Source organism: Curtobacterium sp. L3-7, from assembly GCF_048756585.1.
In the GTDB taxonomy this organism is placed as follows: Bacteria; Actinomycetota; Actinomycetes; order Actinomycetales; family Microbacteriaceae; genus Curtobacterium.
This window is the reverse complement of the sequence record NZ_CP151474.1, coordinates 1,925,051-1,951,045: the sequence shown is the minus strand read 5'-3', so window position 1 is coordinate 1,951,045 and position 25,995 is coordinate 1,925,051. Positions and strand designations below refer to the sequence as shown.

27 protein-coding genes are annotated in these 25,995 nt (G+C 70.9%); 3 read left to right on the top strand and 24 right to left on the bottom strand.

Features of this window, described 5'->3' with window-relative positions:
- Positions 1-5 precede the first annotated feature (5 nt).
- Positions 6-779, bottom strand: coding sequence for a pseudouridine synthase (locus AAEP80_RS09490; RefSeq protein ID WP_413603034.1), 774 nt, complete (start codon positions 777-779; stop codon positions 6-8).
- A gap of 165 nt (positions 780-944) precedes the next feature.
- Between AAEP80_RS09490 and AAEP80_RS09485 the strand changes: the two genes are divergently transcribed.
- On the top strand, positions 945-2,069 hold the full coding sequence (locus tag AAEP80_RS09485) for a hypothetical protein (RefSeq protein WP_420366826.1): 1,125 nt from the start codon (positions 945-947) through the stop codon (positions 2,067-2,069).
- On the opposite strand, the gene scpB is transcribed toward AAEP80_RS09485, so the two are convergent.
- From scpB to AAEP80_RS09440, 9 genes are all read right to left on the bottom strand, one after another.
- The gene (gene scpB, locus AAEP80_RS09480) at positions 1,996-2,721 is read right to left on the bottom strand and encodes an SMC-Scp complex subunit ScpB (RefSeq protein ID WP_413602332.1); all 726 of its coding nucleotides are present in this window, start codon (positions 2,719-2,721) and stop codon (positions 1,996-1,998) included. The two genes, AAEP80_RS09485 and scpB, sit on opposite strands and share 74 nt — an antisense overlap.
- Positions 2,711-3,535, bottom strand: a complete 825-nt coding sequence (locus tag AAEP80_RS09475) for a segregation and condensation protein A (protein WP_281267465.1) — start codon at positions 3,533-3,535, stop codon at positions 2,711-2,713. Before AAEP80_RS09475 ends, scpB begins: the two co-directional genes overlap by 11 nt.
- Complete coding sequence (locus tag AAEP80_RS09470; RefSeq protein WP_281267464.1) at positions 3,519-4,397, bottom strand: ParA family protein; 879 nt, start codon at positions 4,395-4,397, stop codon at positions 3,519-3,521. The genes AAEP80_RS09475 and AAEP80_RS09470 overlap by 17 nt, the downstream gene beginning before the upstream one ends.
- 50 nt (positions 4,398-4,447) lie before the next feature.
- On the bottom strand, positions 4,448-5,260 hold the full coding sequence (locus AAEP80_RS09465; RefSeq protein WP_413602334.1) for an SseB family protein: 813 nt from the start codon (positions 5,258-5,260) through the stop codon (positions 4,448-4,450).
- A 3-nt stretch (positions 5,261-5,263) separates the two neighbouring features.
- A complete protein-coding gene (gene priA, locus AAEP80_RS09460; protein WP_281267462.1) occupies positions 5,264-6,010 on the bottom strand; it encodes a bifunctional 1-(5-phosphoribosyl)-5-((5-phosphoribosylamino)methylideneamino)imidazole-4-carboxamide isomerase/phosphoribosylanthranilate isomerase PriA in 747 nt (248 codons plus the stop codon).
- A gap of 116 nt (positions 6,011-6,126) precedes the next feature.
- A complete protein-coding gene (gene hisH, locus AAEP80_RS09455) occupies positions 6,127-6,762 on the bottom strand; it encodes an imidazole glycerol phosphate synthase subunit HisH (protein ID WP_420366825.1) in 636 nt (211 codons plus the stop codon).
- On the bottom strand, positions 6,759-7,361 hold the full coding sequence (gene hisB, locus AAEP80_RS09450; protein WP_420366824.1) for an imidazoleglycerol-phosphate dehydratase HisB: 603 nt from the start codon (positions 7,359-7,361) through the stop codon (positions 6,759-6,761). The genes hisH and hisB overlap by 4 nt, the downstream gene beginning before the upstream one ends.
- On the bottom strand, positions 7,358-8,464 hold the full coding sequence (locus AAEP80_RS09445; RefSeq protein ID WP_420366823.1) for a histidinol-phosphate transaminase: 1,107 nt from the start codon (positions 8,462-8,464) through the stop codon (positions 7,358-7,360). Before AAEP80_RS09445 ends, hisB begins: the two co-directional genes overlap by 4 nt.
- A gap of 126 nt (positions 8,465-8,590) precedes the next feature.
- The gene (locus AAEP80_RS09440) at positions 8,591-8,950 is read right to left on the bottom strand and encodes a hypothetical protein (protein ID WP_281267458.1); all 360 of its coding nucleotides are present in this window, start codon (positions 8,948-8,950) and stop codon (positions 8,591-8,593) included.
- Between the two features lie 237 nt (positions 8,951-9,187).
- Here AAEP80_RS09440 and lexA point away from each other — a divergent pair, with 237 nt between their 5' ends.
- Entirely contained in the window at positions 9,188-9,832 is a 645-nt protein-coding gene (lexA, locus tag AAEP80_RS09435) for a transcriptional repressor LexA (protein ID WP_402729303.1), read from the top strand.
- A 137-nt stretch (positions 9,833-9,969) separates the two neighbouring features.
- On the opposite strand, the gene hflX is transcribed toward lexA, so the two are convergent.
- Complete coding sequence (hflX, locus tag AAEP80_RS09430) at positions 9,970-11,493, bottom strand: GTPase HflX (protein WP_281267456.1); 1,524 nt, start codon at positions 11,491-11,493, stop codon at positions 9,970-9,972.
- A 61-nt stretch (positions 11,494-11,554) separates the two neighbouring features.
- Here hflX and AAEP80_RS09425 point away from each other — a divergent pair, with 61 nt between their 5' ends.
- On the top strand, positions 11,555-12,169 hold the full coding sequence (locus AAEP80_RS09425) for a class I SAM-dependent methyltransferase (protein WP_420366822.1): 615 nt from the start codon (positions 11,555-11,557) through the stop codon (positions 12,167-12,169).
- A gap of 337 nt (positions 12,170-12,506) precedes the next feature.
- Here the strand turns inward: AAEP80_RS09425 and dapF are convergent, their stop codons facing one another.
- From dapF to AAEP80_RS09360, 13 genes are all read right to left on the bottom strand, one after another.
- On the bottom strand, positions 12,507-13,397 hold the full coding sequence (dapF, locus tag AAEP80_RS09420; protein WP_420366821.1) for a diaminopimelate epimerase: 891 nt from the start codon (positions 13,395-13,397) through the stop codon (positions 12,507-12,509).
- Positions 13,394-14,305 carry a tRNA (adenosine(37)-N6)-dimethylallyltransferase MiaA gene (gene miaA, locus AAEP80_RS09415; protein ID WP_420366857.1) on the bottom strand — a complete coding sequence of 304 codons (912 nt, stop codon included), beginning with the start codon at positions 14,303-14,305 and terminating at the stop codon, positions 13,394-13,396. The genes dapF and miaA overlap by 4 nt, the downstream gene beginning before the upstream one ends.
- A gap of 55 nt (positions 14,306-14,360) precedes the next feature.
- Positions 14,361-15,854, bottom strand: a complete 1,494-nt coding sequence (gene miaB, locus AAEP80_RS09410; protein ID WP_420366820.1) for a tRNA (N6-isopentenyl adenosine(37)-C2)-methylthiotransferase MiaB — start codon at positions 15,852-15,854, stop codon at positions 14,361-14,363.
- A 24-nt stretch (positions 15,855-15,878) separates the two neighbouring features.
- Entirely contained in the window at positions 15,879-16,754 is an 876-nt protein-coding gene (locus AAEP80_RS09405; protein WP_420366819.1) for a regulatory protein RecX, read from the bottom strand.
- A complete protein-coding gene (recA, locus tag AAEP80_RS09400) occupies positions 16,751-17,821 on the bottom strand; it encodes a recombinase RecA (protein ID WP_281267451.1) in 1,071 nt (356 codons plus the stop codon). Before recA ends, AAEP80_RS09405 begins: the two co-directional genes overlap by 4 nt.
- 257 nt (positions 17,822-18,078) lie before the next feature.
- On the bottom strand, positions 18,079-18,303 hold the full coding sequence (locus AAEP80_RS09395; protein WP_123656394.1) for a DUF3046 domain-containing protein: 225 nt from the start codon (positions 18,301-18,303) through the stop codon (positions 18,079-18,081).
- A gap of 78 nt (positions 18,304-18,381) precedes the next feature.
- Positions 18,382-18,690, bottom strand: a complete 309-nt coding sequence (locus AAEP80_RS09390; protein ID WP_058725115.1) for a helix-turn-helix domain-containing protein — start codon at positions 18,688-18,690, stop codon at positions 18,382-18,384.
- 154 nt (positions 18,691-18,844) lie between these two features.
- Positions 18,845-19,333, bottom strand: coding sequence for a CinA family protein (locus AAEP80_RS09385; protein WP_420366818.1), 489 nt, complete (start codon positions 19,331-19,333; stop codon positions 18,845-18,847).
- Entirely contained in the window at positions 19,330-19,965 is a 636-nt protein-coding gene (gene pgsA, locus AAEP80_RS09380) for a CDP-diacylglycerol--glycerol-3-phosphate 3-phosphatidyltransferase (RefSeq protein WP_413602345.1), read from the bottom strand. Before pgsA ends, AAEP80_RS09385 begins: the two co-directional genes overlap by 4 nt.
- A gap of 5 nt (positions 19,966-19,970) precedes the next feature.
- On the bottom strand, positions 19,971-22,883 hold the full coding sequence (locus AAEP80_RS09375; RefSeq protein ID WP_420366817.1) for a DNA translocase FtsK: 2,913 nt from the start codon (positions 22,881-22,883) through the stop codon (positions 19,971-19,973).
- A 74-nt stretch (positions 22,884-22,957) separates the two neighbouring features.
- Complete coding sequence (locus tag AAEP80_RS09370; RefSeq protein ID WP_420366816.1) at positions 22,958-24,187, bottom strand: ABC transporter permease; 1,230 nt, start codon at positions 24,185-24,187, stop codon at positions 22,958-22,960.
- A complete protein-coding gene (locus AAEP80_RS09365; RefSeq protein ID WP_281267446.1) occupies positions 24,184-24,882 on the bottom strand; it encodes an ABC transporter ATP-binding protein in 699 nt (232 codons plus the stop codon). The genes AAEP80_RS09370 and AAEP80_RS09365 overlap by 4 nt, the downstream gene beginning before the upstream one ends.
- Positions 24,883-24,889: 7 nt before the next feature.
- The gene (locus AAEP80_RS09360) at positions 24,890-25,882 is read right to left on the bottom strand and encodes an efflux RND transporter periplasmic adaptor subunit (protein ID WP_420366815.1); all 993 of its coding nucleotides are present in this window, start codon (positions 25,880-25,882) and stop codon (positions 24,890-24,892) included.
- Between the last annotated feature and the right edge of the window lie 113 nt (positions 25,883-25,995).

The following is a 25,995-nucleotide window of genomic DNA, read 5'->3' as shown; positions in this document are numbered from 1 at the left end:
CGCGGTCAGTCGCTGGTCTCCGCGGAGTCCGGTCCCGTCGGTGCACTCGCACCGCGCGCGATGCCGAGCAACTTGCCGAGCTCGACGTTGCTCAGCTCGCGGGTCCGGCCACTCGGCAGGCTCCCGAGGTGCAGCGGCCCGAACGACCGGCGGACCAACTCGTTGACCGGGTGACCGACCGCGTCGAACATACGGCGGACGATGCGGTTGCGGCCCGAGTGCAGGGTCAGTTCCACCAGGGACTCACCCCGCGATGATTCGAGCAGCCGGACCTTGTCGGCGGCGATCGGGCCGTCCTCCAGGTCGATGCCGTCGAGCAGCAGCTGGATCGTGGCCGGGTTGACGTTGCCGGCGACCTTCGCGATGTAGGTCTTGGTCACGCCGAACGACGGGTGCGCGAGCACGTGGGCGAGTGCACCGTCGTTCGTGAGCAGCAGCAGGCCCGAGGTCTCGGCGTCGAGCCGCCCGACGTTGAACAGGCGCTCCTCGAACTTCTCGACGAACTGCGACAGGTCAGCACGGCCGCGTTCGTCGAGCATGCTCGACACGACGCCGGTCGGCTTGTTCAGCAGGACGTAGCGGCGCGAGGTGTCGACCTGCACGGGCACACCGTCGACCGCGATCGCGTCCGTCTCCGGGTCGACCCGACGCCCGAGGGCCTCGACGACGGCACCGTTCACGGTGACACGCCCCTCGGCGATCAGGTTCTCGGCGACCCGACGCGACGCGACACCGGCCGCAGCGATGACCTTCTGGAGGCGCTCACCGTCCGGCTGCAGGTCGGCCGGTGTCGACGCACTCTCGGCTGCGTCCCACTCGGGGATGATCGGGCGTTCCGGGGTGCCCTCCACCGGGGTCCCCGCGGCGTCGCGCTCCCCCGCTGGTCGTGGCGTCGTCGCACGGTTCCGGACGGTCGCGGTCCCGCCGACGTAGCGTCGACCGTTGTGCCAGACGCGGCTGGCCTGCCCGTCGTCCTCGCGGCGATCGCGGCCGCGGTCGTCCCGGCGGTTTCGCTGGTCGCGCTGGTCGCGGTCGGCGTTGCTCCACCGGGGGCGATCCGTCCGACGGTCTCCGGTCGGCGCGCCGCGGCGGTCGTCGTCGCGACGGCCGTACCCGCGGTCGTCACGACCACCCTGCGGTCGATCGTCACGACCACCCTGGGGCCGGTCGTCTCGGCGGCCGTACCCGCGGTCGTCACGACGGGGGGCGCCGCGGTCGTCACGACCGGGTCCACCACGGTCGTCCTGACGCGGACGGTACCCACGGTCGTCGTCACGACGGCCGTACCCACGGTCACCGGCGCCACGGTCATCCCGACGCGGACCACCACGGTCGTCCTGACGCGGACGGTACCCACGGTCGTCGTCACGACGGCCGTACCCACCACTCGCAGCGCCACGGTCATCGCGACGCGGACCACCACGGTCATCCCGACGCGGACCACCACGGTCGTCCTGACGCGGACGGTACCCACGGTCGTCGTCACGACGACCGTACCCACGGTCACCCGCACCACGGTCATCCCGACGCGGACCACCACGGTCGTCCTGACGCGGACGGTACCCACGATCGTCGTCACGACGGCCGTACCCACCGCTCCCGGCACCACGGTCATCGCGACGGTCGTCCCGACGGGGACCACCACGGTCGTCCCGACGGGGCACCCCGCGGTCGTCCTGACGCGGACGGTACCCACGGTCGTCGTCACGACGACCGTACCCACGGTCACCCGCACCACGGTCATCCCGGCGAGGCGCTCCGCGGTCGTCGTCCCGGCGGCCGTACCCACGGTCGTCGCGCTGGACAGGCGCACCCGAGCGACCGCCGGAACGGTCGCCGTACCCGCGGTCCGCACCACCGGGACGACCGGAGTACCGGTCCCCGTCGCGACCCGACCCGCCCGGGCGACCCGAGCCTCCAGTGCGTCCACCGCCGGAGCGGCCGGCGTCTCCGCGGCCCGCACCCCCGCGACCGGCGCCGCCGTGTCGTCCGTCCTCATACGCGGCCATCGGGGATCCCTTCGTTCTGCTCGAAGCCGTCGGCGCCGTCCTCCAGGAGGGGCGAGATGAGCGGGAGTTCGTCGAGCGAGTTGATGCCGAGCTGCTGCAGGAGCAACCCGGAGGTGACGTAGTTGATGGCACCGGTCTCGGAGTCGGTGAACGACTCCTCGATGAGCCCGCGGGCCACCAGCGTCCTGACGACCCCATCGACGTTGACGGCCCGGATCGAAGCGATCTGGGAGCGGGTGATCGGTTGCTTGTAGGCGACGACGGCCAGCGTCTCGAGCGCGGCCTGCGACAACCGCGACGGGCGCTCGGCCTCGACGAACTGTTCGACGACGGCGTCCAGGTCGGCTCGGACGTAGAAGCGCCAACCACCGCCGACCTCGCGCAGTTCGAACCCGCGGCGGACGGTGCCGTCGACGCCGTCGAAGTCCGCAACGAGGCGCTCGATGGCCTGGCGGACGACGGGGACCGGCGCGCCCACGGCCGCTCCGAGGGACACGAGGGACTGTGGTTCGTCCGCGATCATCAGGATCGCCTCGAGCTGCCGGTCGACCGGCGCGTCGGACCGCACCGATGCACCGGACCCGACCGGGGCGTCCGACACGGGCGCATCGGCGGCACCGGAACGGATCGACTGCTCGATCGCCCGGGCGTCGGCGATCTCGTCCGCACCGCCGGGTTCGGCACTCGAGACGTCGTGGACGTCATCCGTCATAGTCGGCTCCAAGATTGGCGAGGCTCTCGTCGGTCCAGTGCTCCGCGGTCCACCGCAGGGTGAGCTCCCCGAGCGGTTCGTCCTGCTCGAAGGTGATCGACGCGTTCCGGTAGAGCTCGAGGATCGCGAGGAAGCGAGCCACCACGATACCCGTCATGTCGACGCCGGCGACCAGTTCCCGGAACGAGACGTCCGGATCGCCCGATCCGGCGCGCGTGCGGAGGATCGAGACGACGACGGCTGCCTGCTCCCGGATGCTGACCAGCGGCGCGTGCAGGTGGTCGAGGCCGACGGTCGGGATCTCCCGTGGGGCGAAGGCGAGTGCCGCGAGCGCGGCGAAGTCCTGCACCGACAGCGTCCACACGAGCTCCGGCGTGCGGGCGCGGAAGCGTTCCTCGAGCCGGACGCTGCGGACGTGCCGGCGCGACTCGGTGTTCCAGCGCGCACCGAACCAGTCGGCGGCCTGCTTGAACGCCCGGTACTGCAGGAGTCGGGCGAAGAGGAGGTCACGCGCTTCGAGGAGTGCGACGTCCTCGGCGTCCACGAGCTCGCCCTGGGGCAGCAGCCCGGCGATCTTCAGGTCGAGCAGGGTCGCGGCGACGACGAGGAACTCGCTCGCCTCGTCGAGCTCGTCCGCGGACTCCGCCAGCCGGACGTAGGCGATGAACTCTCCCGTGACGACGCCGAGGGACACCTCGGTGATGTCCAGCTCGTGCTTCGTGATGAGCGACAGCAGCAGGTCGAACGGGCCGTCGAAGTTCCGCAGCCGGACGCGGAAGCCCGACCCGTCGGTGGCGTCAGGCGACGGCGCCACGCTGGACGAGCTCTCGTGCGAGCTGCCGGTAGGCGTGCGCCGCAGCGTGGTCCGGAGCGGTCTGGGTGATCGGGCGGGCCGACACCGTGGCATCCGGGAACTTCACGGTGCGGCCGATCACGGTGTCGAGCACGCTCTCGTCGAAGGTGTCGACGACGCGCTCCATGACCTCGCGCGAGTGCAGCGTTCGCGAGTCGTACATGGTGGCGAGGATGCCGTCGAGCTTCAGTGCGGGGTTCAGCCGGTCGCGCACCTTGTCGATCGTCTCGATGAGCAGCGCGACACCACGGAGGGCGAAGAACTCGCACTCCAGCGGGATCAGCACACCGTGCGCGGCGGTGAGGGCGTTGACGGTGAGCAGGCCGAGCGAGGGCTGGCAGTCGACGAGGATGACGTCGTAGTCCCCCGCGACCTTGCGCAGGACGCTCGCGAGGATCTGCTCCCGGGCGACCTCGTTGACGAGGTGGACCTCGGCCGCCGACAGGTCGATGTTCGCCGGGATGACGTCGAGGTACGGCGTGTTCGTCGGCTGGATGACCTGGTTCGGGTCCTTGATGGAGCCCATCAGCAGGTCGTACACGGTGGGGATGTCGTGCGTGCGGACACCGAGCCCTGCGGACAGGGCGCCCTGCGGGTCGAAGTCGACGGCGAGGACCTTGCGGCCGTACTCCGCCAGCGCGGCACCGAGGTTGATCGACGTCGTGGTCTTGCCGACGCCGCCCTTCTGGTTGCAGAGGGCGATGATGCGTGCGGGCCCGTGACCGTCGAGTTCCTCCGGAACGGGGAACTCCCGAACGGGCCGGCCGGTCGGACCGTACGTGGTCTCGCCGGTGCCGGGCTGTGTCGTCGGGTTGGTGCTCACCGGGCCATCGTACAAGCGCGGGCGACCGGAGCCGGGCCGCACCGCCGGGCTCAGGCCGCCCGCAACGCGACCCGCATGCTGTCGACCCGCTCCGCGATGACGGGGTCGCCCGCCCACCGCTGCTGCAGACGCCCGACGAGCTCACCGACCTGCGCGCGGTCGAGCCCCGGGTGCAGTGCCAGCCCCACGGTCAATTCCGGGCCGGCGAAGCGGCCGAGCGGGTCGCCCGGCTCGAGCTCGACGCGGGCGACGCTCTGCTCACCGTCCACCGAGGCGGCGAAGGCGGCCGCAACGCCCGGGTCCTCGAAGCACGGAGTCCACGGCAGGTCCTGCCCGATCGCCCAGACCGCCGGCCGACGGAGGACGAACTCGCTCGCTGACGTCGGGTCGAGCACCACGAGCTGCGTGTCCTCGCTCGCGGCGGCCATCGCGACGCGGCGGGACTCGACCGGGATCGGCCGTGCCGTGGCGTCCCAGGCCTGCATCGCCGCCACCGAGGTGAACGCGGGCATGACGGTTCGGCCGTCCGGCCCGGCGACGGTGACGATCGAGAGCTCCTGCGTCTTGTCGACGATCCGGCCGTCCGGGGTCTCCCCGACCTCGCCGGCCTCGGCGACCAGCGGGATCAGCAGGCGAGCCGTTCGCAACGCGGAGACGACGTCAGCCTGCGACGAGCCTGCGGGCAGCGCGGCGATCGCGGCGAGCACGGCCGGGTCGGCTAGTCCGTCGTCGTCGGCGAACGCGTCGTCGTGGCTGTCGAACGTCCGACCGGCCCACGGGAACCCGGCGGAGTCCGCCGCGTGGTCGTGGGGTGTCGCCCCGTCCTCCGGCCCGCCGCCGCGCCCGTTCGAGATGCCCACCATCCGCTACTCCGACGCGATGTCGAGCGCGGCCGGCAGCGTGAACGCGCCGGAGTACAGGGCCTTGCCGATGATCGCGCCCTCGAGTCCGTGCGGCACGAGCTCCCGCAGCGCGACGAGGTCGTCGAGGGTCGAGATGCCGCCGGACGCCACGACGGGCTGGTCCGTACGGTCGCAGACCTGGCGCAGCAGCTCGACGTTCGGCCCCTGCAGCGTGCCGTCCTTCGTGACATCCGTCACGACGTAGCGGGCACACCCGGCGTCCTCGAGGCGGTCGAGGACCTCCCACAGGTCGCCGGCGTCCTCGGTCCAACCGCGGCTGGCCAGGGTGGTGCCGCGGACGTCGAGCCCGACGGCGATCTGCTCGCCGTACTCCCCGATCACCCGCGCGGCCCACGCGGGGTTCTCGAGCGCGGCGGTCCCGAGGTTGACGCGTGCAGCGCCGGTCGCGAGCGCGGCTTCGAGCGACGCGTCGTCGCGGATGCCACCGGAGAGCTCGACCGAGACGCCGTGGACCTCCTTGATCGCGTGCGCGATCACCTTGCGGTTGTCCCCGCGACCGAACGCCGCGTCCAGGTCCACCAGGTGGATCCACTCGGCACCCTGGTCGCGCCACGTCCGCGCAGCGGTCACCGGGTCGCCGTACGAGGTCTCACTGCCGGCTTCGCCCTGGGTCAGGCGGACCGCCTGGCCGTCGACGACGTCGACGGCGGGCAGCAGGACGAGGGGCGGGGTCGAGGTCAGGTCGGTCATGGTCCTGTCGGTTTCGTTGCGGGGTGCGGTGCCGGCTCGTGGCCGGACGGGAGGCTCGGTGCGGGTCCGGCACGCTCCTCACCTGGACCGTGGTCGGGCCCACGACGCGGCGCGGGTCAGAGCGAGTTCACCCAGTTACGGAGCATCTGGATGCCCGGCTCGCCGGACTTCTCGGGGTGGAACTGGGTCGCGGTGAGGGGTCCGTTCTCGACGGCGGCGACGAACCGCTGACCGTGTTCGGCCCACGTGAGCTTCGGCGCGCGGAACGGCCCGTACGCCTCGAGCGGGAAGTCGGTGACGCCGTACGAGTGCACGAAGTAGAACCGCTCGTCGCGGATGCCGTCGAACAGCACGGAGTCCGCCGGGGCGTCAATCGTGTTCCAACCCATGTGCGGCAGGACCTCGGCGTCGAGCTGCTCGACGGTCCCGGGCCACTGCGCGAGGCCCTCGACGTCAGCGCCGCGCTCCACCCCGCGGGCGAACAGCACCTGCATGCCGACGCAGATCCCGAGGACCGGACGGCCACCCGCGAGCCGGTGGTCGACGATCTCGCCGCCCTGGACGCCTTCGAGCTGGTCGATGACGGCCGCGAACGCGCCCACGCCGGGGACGAGCAGTCCGTCGGCGTCGAGCGCCGTGCGCTTGTCGGCCGTCAGCGTGACCTCGGCGCCGGCACGCTCGAGCGCCTTCGCCGCGGAATGCACGTTCCCCGATCCGTAGTCGAGGACGACGACGTTCGGCTTCGTGGTCACAGTGCTCCCTTGGTCGAGGGGATGCCGTCGACGCGCGGGTCGAGTTCGACCGCACGGCGCATCGCCCGCGCGAACGCCTTGAACTCCGCTTCCGCGATGTGGTGCGGATCGCGGCCCTCGAGCACGCGGACGTGCACGGTGATGCCCGCGTTGAACGTGATCGCCTCGAAGACGTGACGGACCATCGACCCGGTGAAGTGGCCACCGATCCGGTGGAACTCGAAGCCGGCCGGTTCACCCGAGTGCACCAGGAACGGACGGCCGGACACGTCGACGACCGCCTGCGCCAGTGCTTCGTCGAGCGGGACGAGCGCGTCGCCGTACCGACCGATGCCCGCTCGGTTGCCGAGCGCCTGCTTGAGAGCCTGGCCCAGCACGATCCCGGTGTCCTCCACCGTGTGGTGCACGTCGATGTCGGTGTCCCCGGAGGACTGCACCCGGAGGTCGATGAGGGAGTGCTTGCTGAACGCGGTCAGCATGTGGTCGAAGAACGGCACGCTCGTCATGATCTCGGACTTGCCGGTGCCGTCGAGGTCGAGCGACAGGGAAACGGTCGATTCACTCGTCGAGCGGGTGATCTCGGCGGTACGCGCGGTCATGCTGCAACCCTAACCGGCGGCTGTGCGGCGGCCACCCGGCGCATGGCGTCGAGGAACGCGGTGGTCTCCTCCTCGGTGCCGGCACTCACCCGGAGGTGGTTCGGGATCCCGAGGTCCCGGACGATCACGTCCTGTTCGAGCAGCGACTCGAACGCCGCACGCGGGTCGGCCACACCGCCGAAGAGGACGAAGTTCGACCACGTCTCGTACGGCGAGTACCCCATCGCGCGCAGCCCGTCGACCATGCGGTCGCGCTGCCCCCGGATGTCGTCGACCATCGCGAGCATCTCGGGTGCGTGCCGGAGCGCCGCGACCGCCGCCGCCTGCGTGAGCGCGGACAGGTGGTACGGCAAGCGGACGAGACGGAGGGCGTCGATCACGGCGGGGTGTGCCGCGAGGTACCCGACGCGGGCGCCCGCGAACGCGAACGCCTTGCTCATCGTGCGGGACACGACGAGTCGTTCGCGACCGGGCAGCAGTGTCAGCGCGGTCGGCTGCCCCACCGGCATGAACTCGGCGTACGCCTCGTCGACCATGACGATGCCGTCCGTGGCGTCGTAGACCGCTTCGATCGTCGCGAGGTCCAGCGGGGTGCCCGTCGGGTTGTTCGGTCCGCAGAGGAACACGACGTCCGGGCGGTGCGCACGCACGGCGGCGACCGCGGTCTCGGGCGAGATGCGGAACTCGGCGTCGCGCTCGGCAGCGATCCACTGCGTGCCGGTGCCCGACGCGATGATCGAGTGCATCGAGTAGGTGGGCGGGAAACCGAGCACGCTGCGCCCGGGACCGCCGAAGGCCTGGAGGAGCTGCTGGATGACCTCGTTCGAGCCGTTCGCCGCCCAGATCTGCTCGGCCGTGAGATCGTGCCCGAGGTACCCCGCGAGTGACTCGCGCAGCTCGGTGAACTCGCGGTCCGGGTACCGGTTCACCGTCCCGAGCGCCCGACGGACCGACTCGACGATGTCGTCCGCGACGTCCTGCGGCACCGGATGCGTGTTCTCGTTGACGTTGAGCTGCACGCGGACGTGCTTCTGCGGTGCCCCGTAGGGACTCTGACCGCGGAGGTCGTCTCGGATCGGGAGGTCTTCGAGCGTGAATGCCACCGATCCATCGTAGAGCGGTCGGGCTGCACGGTGACCGGCCGTCCGGACGGTCATGCCCTGTGCACCCGCCGACGGGTGGTGCTTGCTTCGCCGGGGCGTGGTGCTTACTTTGCCGGCGCGAGGTGCTTACTTCGCCGGTGCGTACTTGGCCGGGATGGCGATCTGCTCGCCGGCCTGGACGCCGGAGCCGTCGAGCGCGTTGAGGCTCACGACGTCCGCGATGAAGTCACGCGGGTCGGCGTTGGGCGCGGTCTGCTCGGCGAGCTGCCAGAGCGTCTCCCCGGGTTCGATGGTCACCGTCTGGAAGTGCACGTCCGCCGAGGTGTTGCCGGCAGCGGCCTGGCCACCGTTCAGCGCGAACAGACCGACGACGATCATGACCGGCAGGGCGGCGAGCGTCGTGAAGACCACACGGCCGCGGCGCGTGATGCGGAGCCGGGTACGGACGGCCGTGCCCTGCATGTCTGCGAGTGCGATGGTGCTCATGTCGTGGTGCCTTCCTGCTCTGGTGAACCGAAGCGATGTACCGAACATACGTTCGAACGGGCAGCCGCACAAGTCCCCTGGACACATTTCTGGGAGGTTTTCGTGCGACACGCTCGAACAGGTGTTTGTCCGGCAGCATGCCGTCGGATACTGTTTCGACTGACTGGGACAAGCCTGACGGGGACCACCGACATTCCCGCAGAGGCCGTCTCCGGTCCGACCAGAAGGCGAGACGACGTGGCGGACGAACTGCGGGGACAGAAACCGCTGACGGCGAAGCAGCAGGCGATCCTCGACGCGATCCGTGCGTCGATCGCCAGCCGGGGGTACCCGCCGAGCATGCGCGAGATCGGCGACGCTGCCGGCCTCTCGTCACTGTCGAGCGTGTCGCACCAGCTCGGCCAGTTGGAGCTCGGCGGCTGGATCCGCCGCGACCCCAACCGCCCGCGAGCGCTCGAGGTCCTGGTCGACGAGCCGACACCGGACGCGGACGGCCCCGATGTCGACGCCACGACCCTCGTCCCGCTCGTCGGCCGCATCGCCGCGGGTGTTCCGATCACCGCGGAGCAGCACGTCGACGAGATCATCCCGCTCCCCCGTCAGCTCGTCGGCACCGGGGACCTCTTCATGCTGAAGGTCGTCGGCGAGTCGATGATCGACGCCGCGATCTGTGACGGCGACTGGGTCGTCGTCCGGTCGCAGCAGACCGCCGAGAACGGCGATGTCGTCGCGGCGATGCTCGACGAAGAAGCCACGGTCAAGGTCTTCCGCCAGCGCGACGGTCACACGTGGCTGCTCCCCCGCAACTCCGCATTCGAACCGATCCTCGGCGACGCCGCGACGGTGCTCGGCAAGGTGGTCGCCGTCCTCCGCAGCATCTGACGCACGAGACACCTCGGGAACGACGAAACGCCGCCGGATTCGGCGGCGTTTCGTGTGTCCAGGACTGTCTCAGGGACCGAGCCGTGTCTGGCGGAGGCGAGCCGGGCCTCCAGGCCGACGAAGCGAGCCTGCGGGGACTAGGCCGTCGTGACGGGCGCGACCACGAACGGGTCGAGCTCGGCGACCTGGCGCTGGAAGACGCGCACGCGCAGTCGCGTCCCCGCCTCGACGTAGTCCACGGACTCGACCGCACCCGCGTCGTGCAGGGACGAAACCAGGTCGCCACGCTCGTACGGGATCACCACGGTGAGCTCGACGTCGGGCTCGGGGAGCCTCGCCTCGATCGCCCGGAGGAGCTCCGGGATGCCCTCGCCGGTGCGTGCCGAGACGAACACGGCGTCCGGGGCGAGCCCCACGAGCACGAGCCGCTGGGCGTCGTCGATGAGGTCCGACTTGTTGAACGCGACGATCTCGGGGATGTCACGGGCGCCGACGTCGCCGATGACGTCCCGGACGGTCGCGAGCTGGGCTGCGGGGTCCGGGTGCGACCCGTCGACGACGTGCACGATGACGTCGGCCTCGCCCACCTCTTCGAGCGTGGAGCGGAAGGCCTCGACGAGCTGGTGCGGCAGGTTGCGCACGAAGCCGACGGTGTCCGCGAAGGTGTACTCGCGGCCCTTGCCCGTGTTCGTCCGGCGGATCGTGGAGTCCAGCGTCGCGAAGAGCTGGTTCTGCACGAGCACGCCGGCGCTCGTCAGCCGGTTGAGGAGGGACGACTTGCCCGCGTTCGTGTACCCGGCGATCGCGACGCTCGGCACCTCGTTGCGGTGCCGGTCGGCGCGCTTGGCCTCTCGCGCGGGACGGAACGACGCGATCTGCCGGCGCAGCTTCGACATCCGCGTGTGGATGCGGCGACGGTCCAGTTCGATCTTCGTCTCACCCGGACCACGCGACCCCATGCCGGCACCGCCGGAGACCTGACCACCGGCCTGGCGGGACATCGACTCACCCCAGCCGCGCAGTCGCGGCAGGAGGTACTCGAGCTGCGCCAGTTCGACTTGCGCCTTGCCCTCGCGGCTCTTCGCGTGCTGGCTGAAGATGTCGAGGATCACGGCGGTCCGGTCGATGACCTTCACCTTGACGACGTCCTCGAGCGCACGCCGCTGGGACGGGGCGAGCTCGGTGTCGGCGATCACGGTGTCGGCCCCGGTGGCCTTGACCACCATCGCGAGTTCTTCGGCCTTGCCCTTGCCGAGGTAGGTCGAGGGGTCGGGGTGGGGCCGTCGCTGCAGCAGCCCGTCCAGGACCACGGCACCCGCGGTCTCGGCGAGTGCCGACAGCTCACGGAGCGAGTTCTCGGCGTCGGCCGCGTCGCCCTGGGCGTACACGCCGATGAGGACGACCTGCTCGAGCCGGAGTTGCCGGTACTCGACCTCGGTGACGTCCTCGAGCTCGGTGGAGAGGCCGGCCACGCGGCGCAGCGCTGCGCGGTCGTCGCGGTCGTACTGGTCGCCGTCACCGGCCCAGCCGTGCTCGTCGACCGAGCGGGTCTGGATCGCCTGTGCCGGCGCGAAGATGGACGAGCTGGCTCGCGAGTCGGCGTTGCGCAGCACGCGCTCGACGACGCCGTCGCCTTCAGCTTGGTTGTGGGTATCCGTCATGCTGTCCACAGGGTACCTCTGCGGGCTCCAGGACACACGGGGTTGCCGGTACGGTTCATCCATGGCGAACGACCACTACTTCTCGGCCACCCCGGAGAGCCAGGCGCGCCCGCGCCAGATCCACGTGACGCTGGCGGGTCGTTCCCTGGCGCTGACCACTGCGTCCGGGGTCTTCAGCCCGGACGGCATCGACCGCGGGACCCGGGTGCTGCTGGGCTCCGTTCCGCCGCCCGCGCACGACGGTGCACTCCTCGACGTCGGTTGCGGGTGGGGGCCGATCGCGATCACGATGGCGCTCCACTCCCCGGGCGCCCAGGTCTGGGGCGTCGACGTGAACGAGCGCGTGCTCGGCCTCGCGCGCGCCAACGCCGAAGCCGCCGGGGTCACGAACGTGACGATCGGGGTGCCCTCCGACGTCCCGGCGGACCTGCGCTTCCGGACGATCTGGTCGAACCCGCCGATCCGCGTCGGCAAGGACGAGCTCCACGACATCCTGATGACCTGGCTCCCCCGGCTCGAGGTGTCCGGCGACGCCTGGCTCGTCGTGTCGAAGGACCTCGGTGGTGATTCCTTGCAGCGGTGGCTCCACGACGCGCTCGGGGCGTCGTTCCACGTCACGCGGGCATCGACGGACAAGGGGTTCCGCGTGCTGCGCGTGCACCGCACGGCGGAGTAGCCGCGTCACGGACGCGGTGCGCGCGCACCTCGGCCGAGCGTTCGTCTGCCCGTGCGAGCGCCCGTGCGCCCGCGCGCCCGCGCGCCTGCCCGCCCATGCGCCCGCGCGCGTGCCCGTGCGCCCGCGCCTGCGCGGGTGCCTGCGTCCGCGGCCGCCGTCGAGTGGTCACGACACCCCGCTTGCGGTCGCTGAGCGGTCACCGATCGTCGTTCGCGGCGAGCAAAGGCGACAGCTCGCGACCGCTCAACGGCAGTGAGCGGGGTTTCGTGACCTCTCGGCTCCATCGCCGGCCGGTCGGGCGTCTCATGCGCCGCGCCGCCGCGCCGCGCGCCCCGCGTCAGACGGTCAGGTCGCCGGAGAACACCAGCTCGGCCGGCCCGGCGAGCGACACGTGTTCGCCGTCCTCGGCCGCGAACATCCGTACGGTCACGACGCCACCAGGGACCCGCACGCGCCAGGTGTCCGGCGCGCTCGCTCCCGCCCAGTACCGCGTCGCGAGCGCCGCGGCGACCGCCCCGGTGCCGCAGGACAGCGTCTCGCCGCTCCCTCGCTCGTGCACCCGCATCGTGATCTGCCCGACGCCGTCCTGGACGAGCGGGTCCCCCGGCAGTACGAACTCGACGTTCGCACCGGCTGCCGGTGCCGGGTCGAGCACGGGGACGTAGGTCAGGTCGAGGTCGGCGAGCTCGTCCTCCGTCGCGACGGCGACCACGACGTGCGGGTTACCGACGTCGATACCGAGGCCCGGCCGGGCACGGTCGAGGTTCTTGGCGCGGACGAGCACGTCGGAGGACCCACCGCCCTCGATGCCGAGGTCCCACCGCCCGAGGTCGGCGGCGAACCCGTTCGCCTGGCGCTGGATGTCGACGATGCCCTTGCGGCTCCCGACCGAGAGGGTCTCGCCGGGTTCGAGCTCCACGAGCCCGGACTCGGTCAGGTAGCGCGCGAAGACACGGAGGCCGTTCCCGCACATCTCCGCGACCGTGCCGTCGGCGTTGTGGTAGTCCATGAACCACGTGACCTCGGGAGCGGACGCAGCGATGGCGCGCCCCTCGGGGAGGGCATCGGCCCGCACCGCCCGGATCACGCCGTCGGCCCCCACACCGAACCGTCGGTCGGCGATCGCGCGGATCCGGTCCGGGGTCAGGTCGACCGTCGCGTCCGGGTCGGCGAACAAGACGAAGTCGTTGCCGGTCCCCTGGCCCTTGGTGAAGTGCAGCTCGGTCACGGGACGATCCTACGGGCCACGTCCGAGAGCTCCTGCCGGTCGGCACCGGTCACGTCGAGGTCCTCGGCGTCGGCGTACCGCTTGAACCAGGAGACCTGTCGCCTGGCGTACTTCCGCGTCGCCACCGCGGTCGCCTCGACGGCATCGGCGACCGTCGCGTCGCCGCGCAGGACGTCGAGCGCCTGGGAGTACCCGATCGCGGCACGCGCGGTGCGTCCCTGCTCGAGCCCGCGCGTCCGCAGCGCGGCGACCTCGTCGACCAGTCCGTCACGGAACATGCCCGCTGCGCGGTCATGGAGCGCGGCGACGAGCTGCGCACGATCACGACGCAGGTGCAGGACACGGGCGGGTCGCCACGCGCGCGGCGCGGACGGGAGGCTCGGGGTGACCCGGTCGGATCGGCTCGCGATCTCCACGGCGCGGATCAACCGCCGTGGGTTGCGGACGTCGATCGTCTCGGCGGCCGCCGGGTCGAGTTCGCGCAGCCGCGCGAGCAGTGCGTTCGGTCCGTCCTCCGCGTGCTCGCGTTCCAGCGCGGCGCGGAGTTCCGGGTCGGTGCCGGGGAACTCGAGGTCGTGCAGGACGGACGACACGTACAGGCCGCTGCCCCCGACGAGGACCGCGACCCCACCGTCGTCGACGATGCGGCCGATGACCACTCGCGCGTCGCGCTGGTACGCGGCGACGCTCGCCTCGTCGGTGACGTCGAGCACGTCCAGCTGGTGGTGCGGGATGCCGTGTCGTTCGGCGAGCGGGACCTTCGCGGTCCCGATGTCCATGCCGCGGTAGAACTGCATCGCGTCGGCGTTGACGATCTCGGCGTTCCGGCCGTGCGCGCGGTGTCGATCGGCGATCGCGATCGCCAGGTCGGATTTGCCGGTGCCGGTCGCGCCGACGACGGCGATCAGCGAGAGGGTGTCGGCCGCGGGCTCGCCTGGCTCGTCGTGCGGCCCCGGTGCGGGGTCAGCGGCCGACACGGAGCGTCGGCAGACCTAGCGACACCGGCTTCGGCCCGTCACCAGGTGCCGCCGGGGTCGGGACACCGCAGGACTCGGCCTGCGCACGGTCCCACGCCTCGCCGGCACGGGTGCGCCGGATGCGCAGCGGCTGGTCGGTGTCCGCGATCAGGAAGTGCGGTGCAGCACGGGTCACCTCGACCGTGACGACGTCGCCTGGGCGCGGGACGTCGGAGCCGGCCGGCACCGAGAAGTGCACGAGACGGGAGTCCTCGGCTCGGCCGGACAGCCGGTGCGTGGCACCGTCCTTCTTGCCCTCACCGGTCGCCACCAGGACGTCGACCGTCCGGCCGACCTGCCGCTGGTTCTCCTCCGCGGTGATGCGATCCTGCAGCGCGGTGAGCCGCTCGTAGCGTGCCTGGACGACCTCCTTGGGGAGTTGGCCGTCCATCGTGGCCGCCGGGGTGCCGGGGCGGATCGAGTACTGGAACGTGAACGCCGACGCGAACCGCGCCTGCTCGACGACGCGCATCGTGTCCTCGAAGTCGGCCTCGGTCTCGCCGGGGAACCCCACGATGATGTCGGTCGAGATCGCCGCGTTCGGGATCGCGGCGCGCACGCGGTCCAGGATCCCGAGGAACCGCTCGCTCCGGTAGCTGCGGCGCATCGCCTTGAGGACCCGGTCCGAGCCGGACTGCAGCGGCATGTGCAGCTGCGGCATCACGTTCGGGGTCTCGGCCATCGCATCGATGACGTCGTCGGTGAACGCCGCCGGGTGCGGGCTCGTGAACCGCACGCGCTCGAGGCCCTCGATCTGCCCGGCCGCGCGCAGCAACTTTCCGAACGCCTGCCGGTCACCGAACTCGACGCCGTAGGAGTTCACGTTCTGGCCGAGCAGCGTGACCTCGATCGCGCCGTCGTCGACGAGCGCCTGGATCTCCGCGAGGACGTCTCCGGGACGACGGTCCTTCTCCTTGCCACGGAGCGACGGGACGATGCAGAACGTGCAGGTGTTGTTGCAGCCGACGGAGATCGACACCCACCCGCTGTGCGTCGAGTCGCGCTTGGTCGGCAACGTCGACGGGAAGACGTCCAGGGACTCGAGGATCTCGAGCTGCGCCTCACCGTTGTGCCGGGCGCGCTCCAGCAACGTCGGCAGCGACCCCATGTTGTGCGTGCCGAAGACGACGTCCACCCACGGCGCCTTCTCGAGGATGACGTCCTTGTCCTTCTGCGCCAGGCAGCCACCCACCGCGATCTGCATGCCGGGGTGGTCCCGCTTGATGCCCGCGAGCTGCCCGAGGTTGCCGTAGAGCCGGTTGTCGGCGTTCTCACGCACAGCGCACGTGTTGATCACGACGACGTCCGCCTGGGTGCCGTCCGCCGCGACGTACCCGGCGGCCTGCAGCGACCCGCTGAGGCGCTCGGAGTCGTGCACGTTCATCTGGCACCCGTAGGTGCGGACTTCGTAGGTGCGGGGCTGCGCTGCGACGGTGGCCATGGTCGTCCCAGTGTAAATCGGTGCCTACTCGAACCGGACCGTGCCGCGCGGCCCACCCTTCCGTGACCCGCCCCCGTCGAGCGCTCGCTCCACCGCGATGCGCACGACGCCGCCGTTGTAGCCCTTGCGCATGAGGAACCCGGAGAGCCGGCGCTCTGCGGTCGCACGGTCGAGGCCCCTGAGCTGACCGGCACGCTTCTCGGCGAGCTCGATCGCACGGATGAACTCGTCGTCCTCGTCGTCCGCCGCTGCATCGAGGGCTGCATCGATCGCCGCCTGGTCGATGCCACGTCGGCGGAGCTCGGCGACGACACCCTGGCGCCCGAGCCCCTTGCGATCGTGGAGTCGGTCAACGAGGTCGGTCGCGAGGGCGACGTCGTCGAGCAGTCCCACACGGGTGAGCCGTTCGACCTCGTGCTCGATCACATCCGGGTCGAGGTCGTTGCCCCGGAGCATCGTCCGGAGCTCGGACTCGCTCACGCCCTTCCGGCCGAGTGCGCGCATGCTGAGCCGCTCGGCGTCCGCGCGCTGTTCGTCCAGCGGTCGGGGCGCGTCAGCGGGGTCGATCTCGTCACCGCCGGCGATCGAGAACACCGACGCCGTCGTGGCATCGGCCTCGTCGGTGTCGTAGCCGTCCTGCTCGGCGCGGGCGCCGCGACCGGAGCCGTCCCCCACGACCGGCGAGACCCACTCGGACTCCGCACGGTGTCCACGGAGCGGAACCGGCGCGCTCGCAGCGGCATCGGCATCGGCATCGGCATCGAGCGTCGTTTCGACGCCGGGGGTGTCCGCTTCGCTCTCCGGTTCGGGCAGCGGCGGTGTCCGACGGCGGCGGGACCTCGCACCGAACAGGTCGGTGACCGGTGCGAGGTCGTCGCTGCCGTCGTCGTGCCCGGTCACGCGCCCTTGCGTGCGGTGAGCTTGGCTTCGAGCGACTCGACCGGCGCCGTTGCTTCTTCGGTGGCCTTGGCACCACCGATGCCGAGCTTGGCGAGGATCTTGCCTTCGATCTCCGCAGCGATCTCCGGGTTCTGGATCAGGAAGGAACGCGAGTTCTCCTTGCCCTGCCCGAGCTGGTCGCCGTCGTAGGTGTACCAGGCACCGGACTTCTTGACGATGCCGTGGTCCACGCCGAAGTCGAGCAGCGAGCCTTCGCGCGAGATGCCCGTGCCGTAGAGGATGTCGAACTCCGCCTGCTTGAAGGGCGGCGCCATCTTGTTCTTGACGACCTTCACGCGGGTGCGGTTGCCGACGGCGTCGGTGCCGCTCTTCAGCGTCTCGATGCGACGGATGTCGAGGCGGACCGACGCGTAGAACTTCAGCGCCTTACCGCCGGACGTGGTCTCCGGGGAGCCGAAGAACACACCGATCTTCTCGCGCAGCTGGTTGATGAAGATCATCGTGGTCTGCGTCTGGTTCAGCCCACCGGCGAGCTTGCGGAGCGCCTGCGACATGAGTCGCGCCTGGAGGCCGACGTGGGAGTCACCCATCTCGCCTTCGATCTCGGCGCGGGGCACGAGCGCCGCGACGGAGTCGATGACGATCAGGTCGATCGAGCCGGAGCGGACGAGCATGTCGGCGATCTCGAGTGCCTGCTCGGCGGTGTCGGGCTGCGACACGAGCAGCGCGTCGATGTCCACGCCGAGCTTCTTGGCGTACTCGGGGTCGAGCGCGTGCTCGGCGTCGATGAACGCGGCGATGCCACCGTTGCGCTGCGCGTTCGCGATGGCGTGGATCGTCAGGGTGGTCTTACCCGAGGACTCCGGGCCGTAGATCTCGATGATGCGGCCACGCGGCAGCCCACCGATCCCGAGCGCGACGTCGAGGGCGACGGAACCGGTCGGGATGGTCGCGACCGGTGCACGCTCGTCGGAGCCGAGGCGCATCACGGCACCCTTGCCGAACTGCCGGTCGATCTGGGCGAGTGCGGTCTCGAGGGACTTCTCGCGGTCTGCGGGTGATGGCATGGTGTGCTCCTTCGTGCTCGATGTCGGCCGCCTGTAGGCTGTCTCGTCCCCCGGGGCCGGTGGTGCAAGGCCCCTGGTTCTTCGACAAGGCTTCGGACGTTCCCGATGGCTTCGAACCTAGGGCGGGCCACCGACATCGATGCCGATCACCGCGCTGACTGTGGATGAATCCGCCGATCACGCCGCTGTGCAGGAAGCTATCACCCATCGAACACGCGTTCGAGCGACACGCCGAACAGATGTTCGGTAGCCGAACGCTAGTCGCGCGGCTCCAACAGCCCCTTGCCGTGCCGGCGGTCCTGTGGGACGTCCTGCGAGTCACACAGTGCGTCCCACACCTTCCGGGTGTCGATCCCGGCGGCGATGGCATCGGCGGCGGAGCGCCCGCCGAGCTCCTCGAGGACCACGTCACGGGCGACGACCGCACCGTAGGCCTCCCCGAAGACCTGGTCGACGGCCCGCCAGAACTCACTCACACGCATCAGACCACCCTAAGCGTCAGCACGAACGGCGAACGCCCCCGCCGGCGGACCGACGGGGGCGTTCGTGTGCAGTGCGTCTCAGCGCACCGCGAGGTCGTTGTCGAACTCGGCGACGAGTTCGTCCGGGAGCGTGTCCGGGACCGGGGTGAGACCTTCCACCACGGCGAGGCGGTCTCCCACCTCGCGCATGATCGTGGAGATCGGGGTGTCCAACGCATCCGCGACGGAAGCGAGGATCTCCGAGCTGGCCTCTTTCTGACCGCGCTCCACCTCACTGAGGTACCCGAGAGCAACGCTGGCCTTGGACGCGACCTGACGGAGGGTCCGGCCCTTCTGCAAGCGGAAGTCCCGCAGAACGTCGCCGATTTCCTGACGAACGAGAACCATGAGAACTCCTCCTCTCTGTCGTCTCCGCGCCCGACCGGCCAGGGTGACCGGGTTCGGGTTCAGCAACACTAGCGTTGCCGGTTGCAGCATGCTAGCCACCTGGGCTGCCGTCCTGCTGGAGATTGCGTGAGATGTAACCCAGCGGTAACGCGGGCTATTCCCCGGTCTCGAGCGTGACGTGCAGCCGTGTCAGGAGTTCGGAGACAGCGGCCTGCCGGATTGCCTGACGGTCCCCGTCGAGGTGCAACTCGAACGCCTCCGCGCCCGCCGCTGATGCGATGCCGACGAACACCGTGCCGACGGGCTGGCCGTCCTGCGGGTCGGGCCCGGCGACACCCGTCGTCGAGATCCCCCACGTCGCGGGTACGCCGTCGACCGCCAGGGCGGTCCGCACGCCGGTGGCCATCTGCGCCGCCACGGTCGGGTCCACCGCGCCGTTCCGGGCGAGGAGCGCCGCGGAGACGCCGAGGACGGACGCCTTGACGGGCGTCGCGTAGGCCACGACTCCCCCACGGACGACGGCGCTCGCTCCGGGCACGCCGACGAGTTCCGACACGACGAGCCCGCCGGTGAGCGACTCCGCCACCGCGACGGTCTCGCCCCGCGCGGTCAGCGCCGCGACGACCGATGACGCGAGGGTCACGCTGCGGTCCGGTTGTGCTTCCACGCCTGCCAGAGGTAGTCCAGCCCGCTCCACACCGTGGCGATGAACGCGGCCGTCATCAGGATCCCGTTCGTCCAGTGGGCGAAGTCGCCGGCGATGTTCCACCACGGGAAGAGCGCGAGCGTGATGGCGACCGCCTGCAGCACGGTCTTGATCTTGCCGCCGCGGCTCGCCGGGATGACCCGGTCGGACAGCACCGCGAACCGGAACACCGTGATGCCGATCTCGCGCACCATGATCAGGACCGTCACGTACCAGGGCAGCTCGCCGAGGATGGACAGGGCGACGAGCGCTCCCCCGATGAGCACCTTGTCGGCGATCGGGTCGACGAGCTTGCCGAAGTCCGTGACGAGGCCCTGACGCCGCGCGATGATGCCGTCCGCGCTGTCGGTGACGATGGCCACGACGAAGAGCACGGCCGCCCAGATGCGCGTCGGCCCGTCCTGCCCGGCATCGGCCAGCAGCAGGACGAAGAACAGCGGCGCCATCAGGATCCGGATGACGGTGATGATGTTCGCGACGTTCGCCGTCGACGCGGGACCCGGTCCCTTGCGGACGAGACGTCCCCGCCAGGGGAACCGCTTCGTGTTGGTGCCTTCCGAGGCGGTCATCGTCTTCACTCCCTGCCCGTGAGGCCCCAGGCGTCCTCGTCCGGTTCTTCCTCGACTCGATCGTACCCGCGCGTCATGTCGCCGACCGGGTCAGCGCTGTACCGGTCCCCGTCATCGGACGGCGACGGGACAGGCGGCGACACCGGTGCCGGCGCCGCCGCCGCGGGCTCCGGCGGTGGCTCCTCGCCGCGGAGCTTCGCGAGCACCGCCGGCAGCTGGTCGCCGGTGACGAGGACGTCCCGCGCCTTCGACCCCTCGGACGGCCCGACGATGTCGCGCGACTCCATGAGGTCCATCAGCCGCCCGGCCTTCGCGAACCCGACACGGAGCTTCCGCTGGAGCATCGAGGTCGACCCGAACTGCGTGGAGACGACCTGTTCGACCGCGGCGAGGAGCAGCTCGAGGTCGTCGCCGATGTCGGCGTCGATCTCCTTGCGCTCGACCACGGCCTGGACGTCCTGGCGGTACTCGGGCTGGGCCTGCCGGGTGACGTGCTGGACGACCTCGGCGACCTCGCTCTCCTGCACCCATGCGCCCTGCACGCGGACGGCCTTCGATGACCCCATCGGCAGGAAGAGCCCGTCGCCCTGCCCGATGAGCTTGTCGGCGCCGGGCTGGTCGAGGATCACGCGCGAGTCGGTGACGCTCGTCACGGCGAACGCGATCCGCGACGGGACGTTCGCCTTGATGAGGCCGGTGATGACGTCCACCGACGGCCGCTGCGTCGCGAGCACCAGGTGGATGCCGGCGGCACGTGCGAGCTGGGTGATGCGGACGATCGACTCCTCGACGTCCCGCGGGGCGACGAGCATGAGGTCGGCGAGCTCGTCGACGACGACGAGCAGGTACGGGTACGGCTTGAGCTTCCGTTCGCTGCCGGCGGGCAGGACGATCTCGTCGTTCTCGATCGCCTTGTTGAAGTCGTCGACGTGCCGGAACCCGAACGACGCGAGGTCGTCGTACCGCATGTCCATCTCCTTCACGACCCACTGCAGCGCCTCCGCTGCCTTCTTCGGGTTCGTGATGATGGGCGTGATGAGGTGCGGGACCCCGGCGTAGATCGAGAGCTCGACGCGCTTCGGGTCGACGAGGACCATGCGGACCTCGGACGGCTTCGCGCGCATCAGCAGCGAGGTGATCATCGAGTTGATGAACACCGACTTGCCGGACCCCGTGGAGCCGGCGACGAGCAGGTGCGGCATCTTCGCGAGGTTCGCGACGACGAAGCCGCCCTCGACGTCCTTGCCGACACCGATCGTCATCGGGTGCTTCGACTTGGTCGCGGCACTCGAGCGCAGGACGTCGCCGAGGGACACGATCTCGCGGTCCGAGTTCGGGATCTCGACACCGATGGCGCTCTTGCCCGGGATCGGGGACAGGATGCGGACCTCGTTCGAGGCGACCGCGTACGACAGGTTCTTCGACAGCGCCGTCACGCGCTCGACCTTGACGCCCGGACCGAGCTCGATCTCGTACCGGGTCACCGTCGGGCCACGGGAGAAGCCGGTCACCTTCGCGTCGACCTTGAACTCGGTGAGAACACCGGTGATGGCCGCGACGATGTCGTCGTTCGCCTGGCTGCGCGCCACCGACGGCGTCCCGGCGCTCAGCGTCGTGGCCGCAGGGAGCCGGTACGGCTTCGCCGGGTCGTCCGCCGATGCCGCCGCCATCGCGTCGTCCGCCTGAGCTGTCGCGTCGTCGACGGGGTCGGCCGGAGCGGACGGGAGGCTCGGTGCGGCCGCCGCGGGCAGGTCCCGTTCCGGACGGATCACCTCGGTGCGGTCGTCCGGGACGGGGGCGCCGAAGTCACGGAGCGCCTGCTCCGCACGGTCGAGGTCAGCGGCGACGTCCTGCTCGAGGGAGTCGTTGAGGTTCACCGACGCAGGCTCGGCCGGCGTGTGGTCGACGAGGCCGGCAGCGGCACCGGCGTTCGGGCTCGGTGCCGGTGCCGGTGCGACCGCGGCGGTCGAGGCCGGGATGACCGGGCTGTCGTACGCCGGGTCTTCTTCGCGACCGGACTTGTTGCGGCGCCACCACGGGATGTGCGCCTCGGCGTCGTCGTCCGGCTGCTCGCCGTCGCCGAACCCGAGGTCGTCGAACAGCTGCAGGCCCTGCGAGTCCGTCTTGCCCGCGACGCCCTTGCGCGGCGCCTTCGCCGGTTCGGCGGGCACGTCTTCCTCGGCGGCGGGGGCGGGGGCGCCGAACAGGTACGCGTACAGCTCGTGGAGTCGACGCCCGACCTTGTTCGGCGGCGTCTTGGTGATGATGAAGAGGGAGAGCACCAGCAGGACGATCGCCACCGGGACGGCGATCCAGACGGTGGCGACCGCGACCAGCCAGCCGATCACGACCCAGCCGATCACACCACCAGCCGTGGCGAGCGCCGGCATGCCGTCGGACGCGCTCGGCTGGCCGCCGAAGACGTGGCACAGGGAGGAGATCGACACGAGCAGCAGCCCGAGGCCGATCCCGATGCGGGTGTTGTCGTGGACGGACGCCGGATGCCGGAACAGCCAGCCGGCGAACACGATCATGATGACGGGGAGCGCGAACGCCAGCCGGCCGAACAGGCCGCCGAACGTGTACGCGTCCAGCGCCACCGAGACGCCGTTGCTCGGGTTGAGCCACTCGACGACCGCGCCGGCGATGGCCAGCACGAACAGGAAGAACGGGAAGCCGTCGCGACGCTGGTCCTTCTCGAGGGTCTCGGACCCGAGCAGCCGGAACATCGCACCGACGCCGTGGGCCATGCCCATCCAGGCGGTCACGAGCGGGTTCTGCCCGGTGAACTCGACCGACGGCTTCGCCTGCGGCAGCTTCTTCGTGGTGGCCTGCGTGCGCGACGTCCCGCGCGACCCGCTTCCACGGGACGACGATGACGCGCGTGAGCGCGTGGTCGACTTGGTGCCTCCGGCCATGGGGTAGACCCTAACGCCACCTGGGGACAAACCGACGGAGCCCCGCCGCACGAGGCGGCGGGGCTCCCGACGGGTCAGTACCGGATCGCGTCGATGACCTTGACGCGCACCGCGACGAGCGCGGGGAGCAGTCCGGCGAGCGCCCCGACGAACACCGCGGCGCCGATCCCGACGAACGCGGCCTCGAGCGGGAACGGTGCTCCCCCGATGTCGGCCCCGCTCGTGATCGCGGTCCGCACGGTCTCGTTGCTGAGCACCGCCGCCCCGAGCATCACGCCGACGCCCCCGGCGACGGCGGTCCCGAGGACGTTCTCGAGCAGCACGGCCACGAAGATCCGGCCGGCGGAGGCACCGACACCGCGCCGGATGCCGATCTCGCGGATCCGCTGCCGGACGCTCACGAGCGACACGTTGAGCAGCCCGAGCCCGCCGAGCACCAGGACGAGCACGGACACCGCGGCGATGACGTAGCGCAGCGGCCCGAGCGGGTCACCGTCCACCGTGGCACCGGCGTCCATGCGGCTCGCGGTGACCTCGACGCCGCCGCCGAGGGTCCGCTCGGTGTCGCTCGCGATCCGCTTCGCGAGCTGCTTGCCGCCCGACGCGGGGATCCAGACCTCGAACGTGCGACTGCCGCCCGTCTCCGGGTCGACGACGGTCCCGGCGGCGGCCGTCGTGCGCGCGAGCTGGAACATGCCGGGCTCGGTGTCGTACTCGGACGTCTTGTACTCCCCGACGACGACCGCGGTGACCGCGGGCGTCCCGGGCAGTCGGACGGTCGGGTGCGTCACGAGGTCGGGGTCGCCCAGACGGTCGAGGAAGGCCCGGTTCACGATGATCGCCGGCGCGAGCCTGTCACGGTCGGACTCGGTGAACCATGATCCGTCGGCCATCCGGACCCGGTGCATCTCGGCGTACCCGGGATCGACGGTCTTCGTCCACACGTCGCCGACGCCGTCCGGGAACTGGACCTTCCGCGGCCCCTCCGCCGCCTCGCTCGCGTACGACACGCCGTAGCGAGCAGCCCCGGCACGGAGCTGGTCGAACACCGCGTCCTCGTCGGGCAGGGCGTCCCCCGACTTCGTCGACGCGGTGAGCTGGAACGTCGCCGGCCGGCCACCGTACTGCTCGTTGAACGCCTCGGTCGCCTTCTCGGCGAGCGATCCGAACCCGACCACGACGGCGAGCGACGCGACGGCGATGGTCACACCGACCAGGCTGAGGACGACACGGCCCCGGTGCACGCGGAGCTCCTGCCAGGACTCGACGAAGGTCCCGACGACGGTGCTGAACACGCCGTTCACGCGGCGGCCTCCTCGAACGCGTCGACCACGAGGCCGTGGTCGATCCGGTGGACGGTGTCCGCTCGGGCCGCGACGGCGGCGTCGTGCGTGATCGTCATGAGCGCGGCACCGGTCTCGGCGGCGACGGTCTCGAGCAGCTCCATCACGATGCGACCGGTGTCGACGTCGAGCGCTCCGGTCGGCTCGTCGGCCAGGATGAGCCGGGGCGAGCGGACGAGCGCCCTGGCGATCGCGACGCGCTGCTGCTCGCCGCCGGAGAGCCGGTGCGGCTGCGTGTCGGCCCGGTCGGCCAGCCCCACACGGTCGAGCATCTCGATCGCGAGACGACGACGACGCCAGAAGTCCTTCCCGGTCGCGTAGAGGAGCGGGATCTCGACGTTCTCGACCGCGGTGCGGCCCTGCAGCAGGTTGAACTGCTGGAACACGAAGCCGACGTCGGCCCCGCGGATCCGGTCGCGACGGAGCGACCCGGCCCGGCCGACGTCGACCCCGCCGAACTCGTGCGTGCCGTCGGTCGGGGTGTCGAGCAGCCCGAGGACGTTGAGCAGCGTCGACTTGCCGGAGCCCGAGCGGCCGACGATCGCGGTGGTGCTGCCGGCTTCGACGTCGAGGTCGATCCCGCGGAGGATCTCGAGCGTGGAGCCGTCCGGCAGCGTGACGGACTTCTGCAGCCCGCGGACGGAGACCAGACTCATCCGACCATCACCGCGCCCCCTCGGTGGAGTCGTCCTCGGACTGCTCCTTGCCCGGCACGAACTGCAGGACCTGGTCACCCTCGGCCACTCCGGACTTCACCTCGACCAGCTCACCGTCGTTGATGCCGAGCTCGACGTCGCGCGTCTCGTGCTTCCCCTCGTCGGTGACGACCGTGACGACACCCTTCTGCGCGGTGCCCTGGACGGCCGTGGTCGGGAGGGTCAGGACGCCCTCTGCCTTGCCGGCGGGCACGGCCACGGTGACCTCGAGCCCCGGGAACACCGTGACGTCGCCCGGGACGTCGCACTCCAGCTGCGTCCCGCCGGAGGAGGCGTCCGCGCCGGACCCGTCAGCGGCGTCGGTGTCCGACGACGAGGAGTCGGACGCGGCCGCGCTCGTCAACGACAGGTTGGTGCAGGTGAACGGCGCCGGGCCGTCCTTGACCGTCACCGTCGCCTCGGACGGGCGGTTGATCAGGCGGTAGAGCTGCGCGGCCTCGAGCGTGGCGCTCGCGCGGTACGACTCGGGGGCGACGCGGGCCACGGTCGTGCCGATGTCGACCGGCTGCTGCGACACCAGGTCGAGCCCGGACACGGTGCCCGCGGCCGGAGCGGCGACGGTCGAGAAGGTGACCTTGGGCGGGAGCGGGCTGCCGTCGGCCGTGACACCGTCGACCGGGGTCTCGACACGGACGTCGAGGATCGCCGCACCCTGCTCGACGTGGTCGCCGTTCGCCACGAAGAGGCGGTTCACGGTGCCGGCTGCCGTCGAGCGCACCGGGGTGGACGCGACGGAGCGGATGGTGCCCTTCGCCTCGACGTCGTTGCTGATGTCGCCCTTCTCCACCGTGACGACGGGGTCGTCGATCTTGCCGGTCGGGACCTTGTCGGCCTCCGGCGGCTGAGCGGCGAAGAACGCGAGCCGGACGAGTGCCACTGCGATGGCGGCGAACACCAGGAACTTGAGGCCGGGCCACACCCAGCGTCGCAGAACGATCACACAGGAATACTAGTGACCGGCATCCCGACGAAAGATCATGCTCAGGGATGAGAACGGCCCGCCGCAGCGTCCGGGACGGACGTGCGGCGGGCCTCCGGTCGGACCGCGCGCGG

Bases quoted from the DNA above. Each gene is read 5' to 3' on its own strand.
- AAEP80_RS09365 (WP_281267446.1), bottom strand. From the start codon at position 24,882: ATGAGTCTGGTCTCCGTCCGCGGGCTGCAGAAGTCCGTCACGCTGCCG.
- AAEP80_RS09425 (WP_420366822.1), top strand. From the start codon at position 11,555: ATGGCGAACGACCACTACTTCTCGGCCACCCCGGAGAGCCAGGCGCGC.
- AAEP80_RS09395 (WP_123656394.1), bottom strand. From the start codon at position 18,303: ATGCGTGTGAGTGAGTTCTGGCGGGCCGTCGACCAGGTCTTCGGGGAG.
- priA (WP_281267462.1), bottom strand. From the start codon at position 6,010: ATGACCGACCTGACCTCGACCCCGCCCCTCGTCCTGCTGCCCGCCGTC.
- hflX (WP_281267456.1), bottom strand. From the start codon at position 11,493: ATGACGGATACCCACAACCAAGCTGAAGGCGACGGCGTCGTCGAGCGC.
- AAEP80_RS09440 (WP_281267458.1), bottom strand. From the start codon at position 8,950: ATGAGCACCATCGCACTCGCAGACATGCAGGGCACGGCCGTCCGTACC.
- AAEP80_RS09390 (WP_058725115.1), bottom strand. From the start codon at position 18,690: ATGGTTCTCGTTCGTCAGGAAATCGGCGACGTTCTGCGGGACTTCCGC.
- scpB (WP_413602332.1), bottom strand. From the start codon at position 2,721: ATGACGGATGACGTCCACGACGTCTCGAGTGCCGAACCCGGCGGTGCG.
- recA (WP_281267451.1), bottom strand. From the start codon at position 17,821: ATGCCATCACCCGCAGACCGCGAGAAGTCCCTCGAGACCGCACTCGCC.
- miaB (WP_420366820.1), bottom strand. From the start codon at position 15,854: ATGGCCACCGTCGCAGCGCAGCCCCGCACCTACGAAGTCCGCACCTAC.
- AAEP80_RS09465 (WP_413602334.1), bottom strand. From the start codon at position 5,260: ATGGTGGGCATCTCGAACGGGCGCGGCGGCGGGCCGGAGGACGGGGCG.
- hisB (WP_420366824.1), bottom strand. From the start codon at position 7,361: ATGACCGCGCGTACCGCCGAGATCACCCGCTCGACGAGTGAATCGACC.
- AAEP80_RS09375 (WP_420366817.1), bottom strand. From the start codon at position 22,883: ATGGCCGGAGGCACCAAGTCGACCACGCGCTCACGCGCGTCATCGTCG.
- pgsA (WP_413602345.1), bottom strand. From the start codon at position 19,965: ATGACCGCCTCGGAAGGCACCAACACGAAGCGGTTCCCCTGGCGGGGA.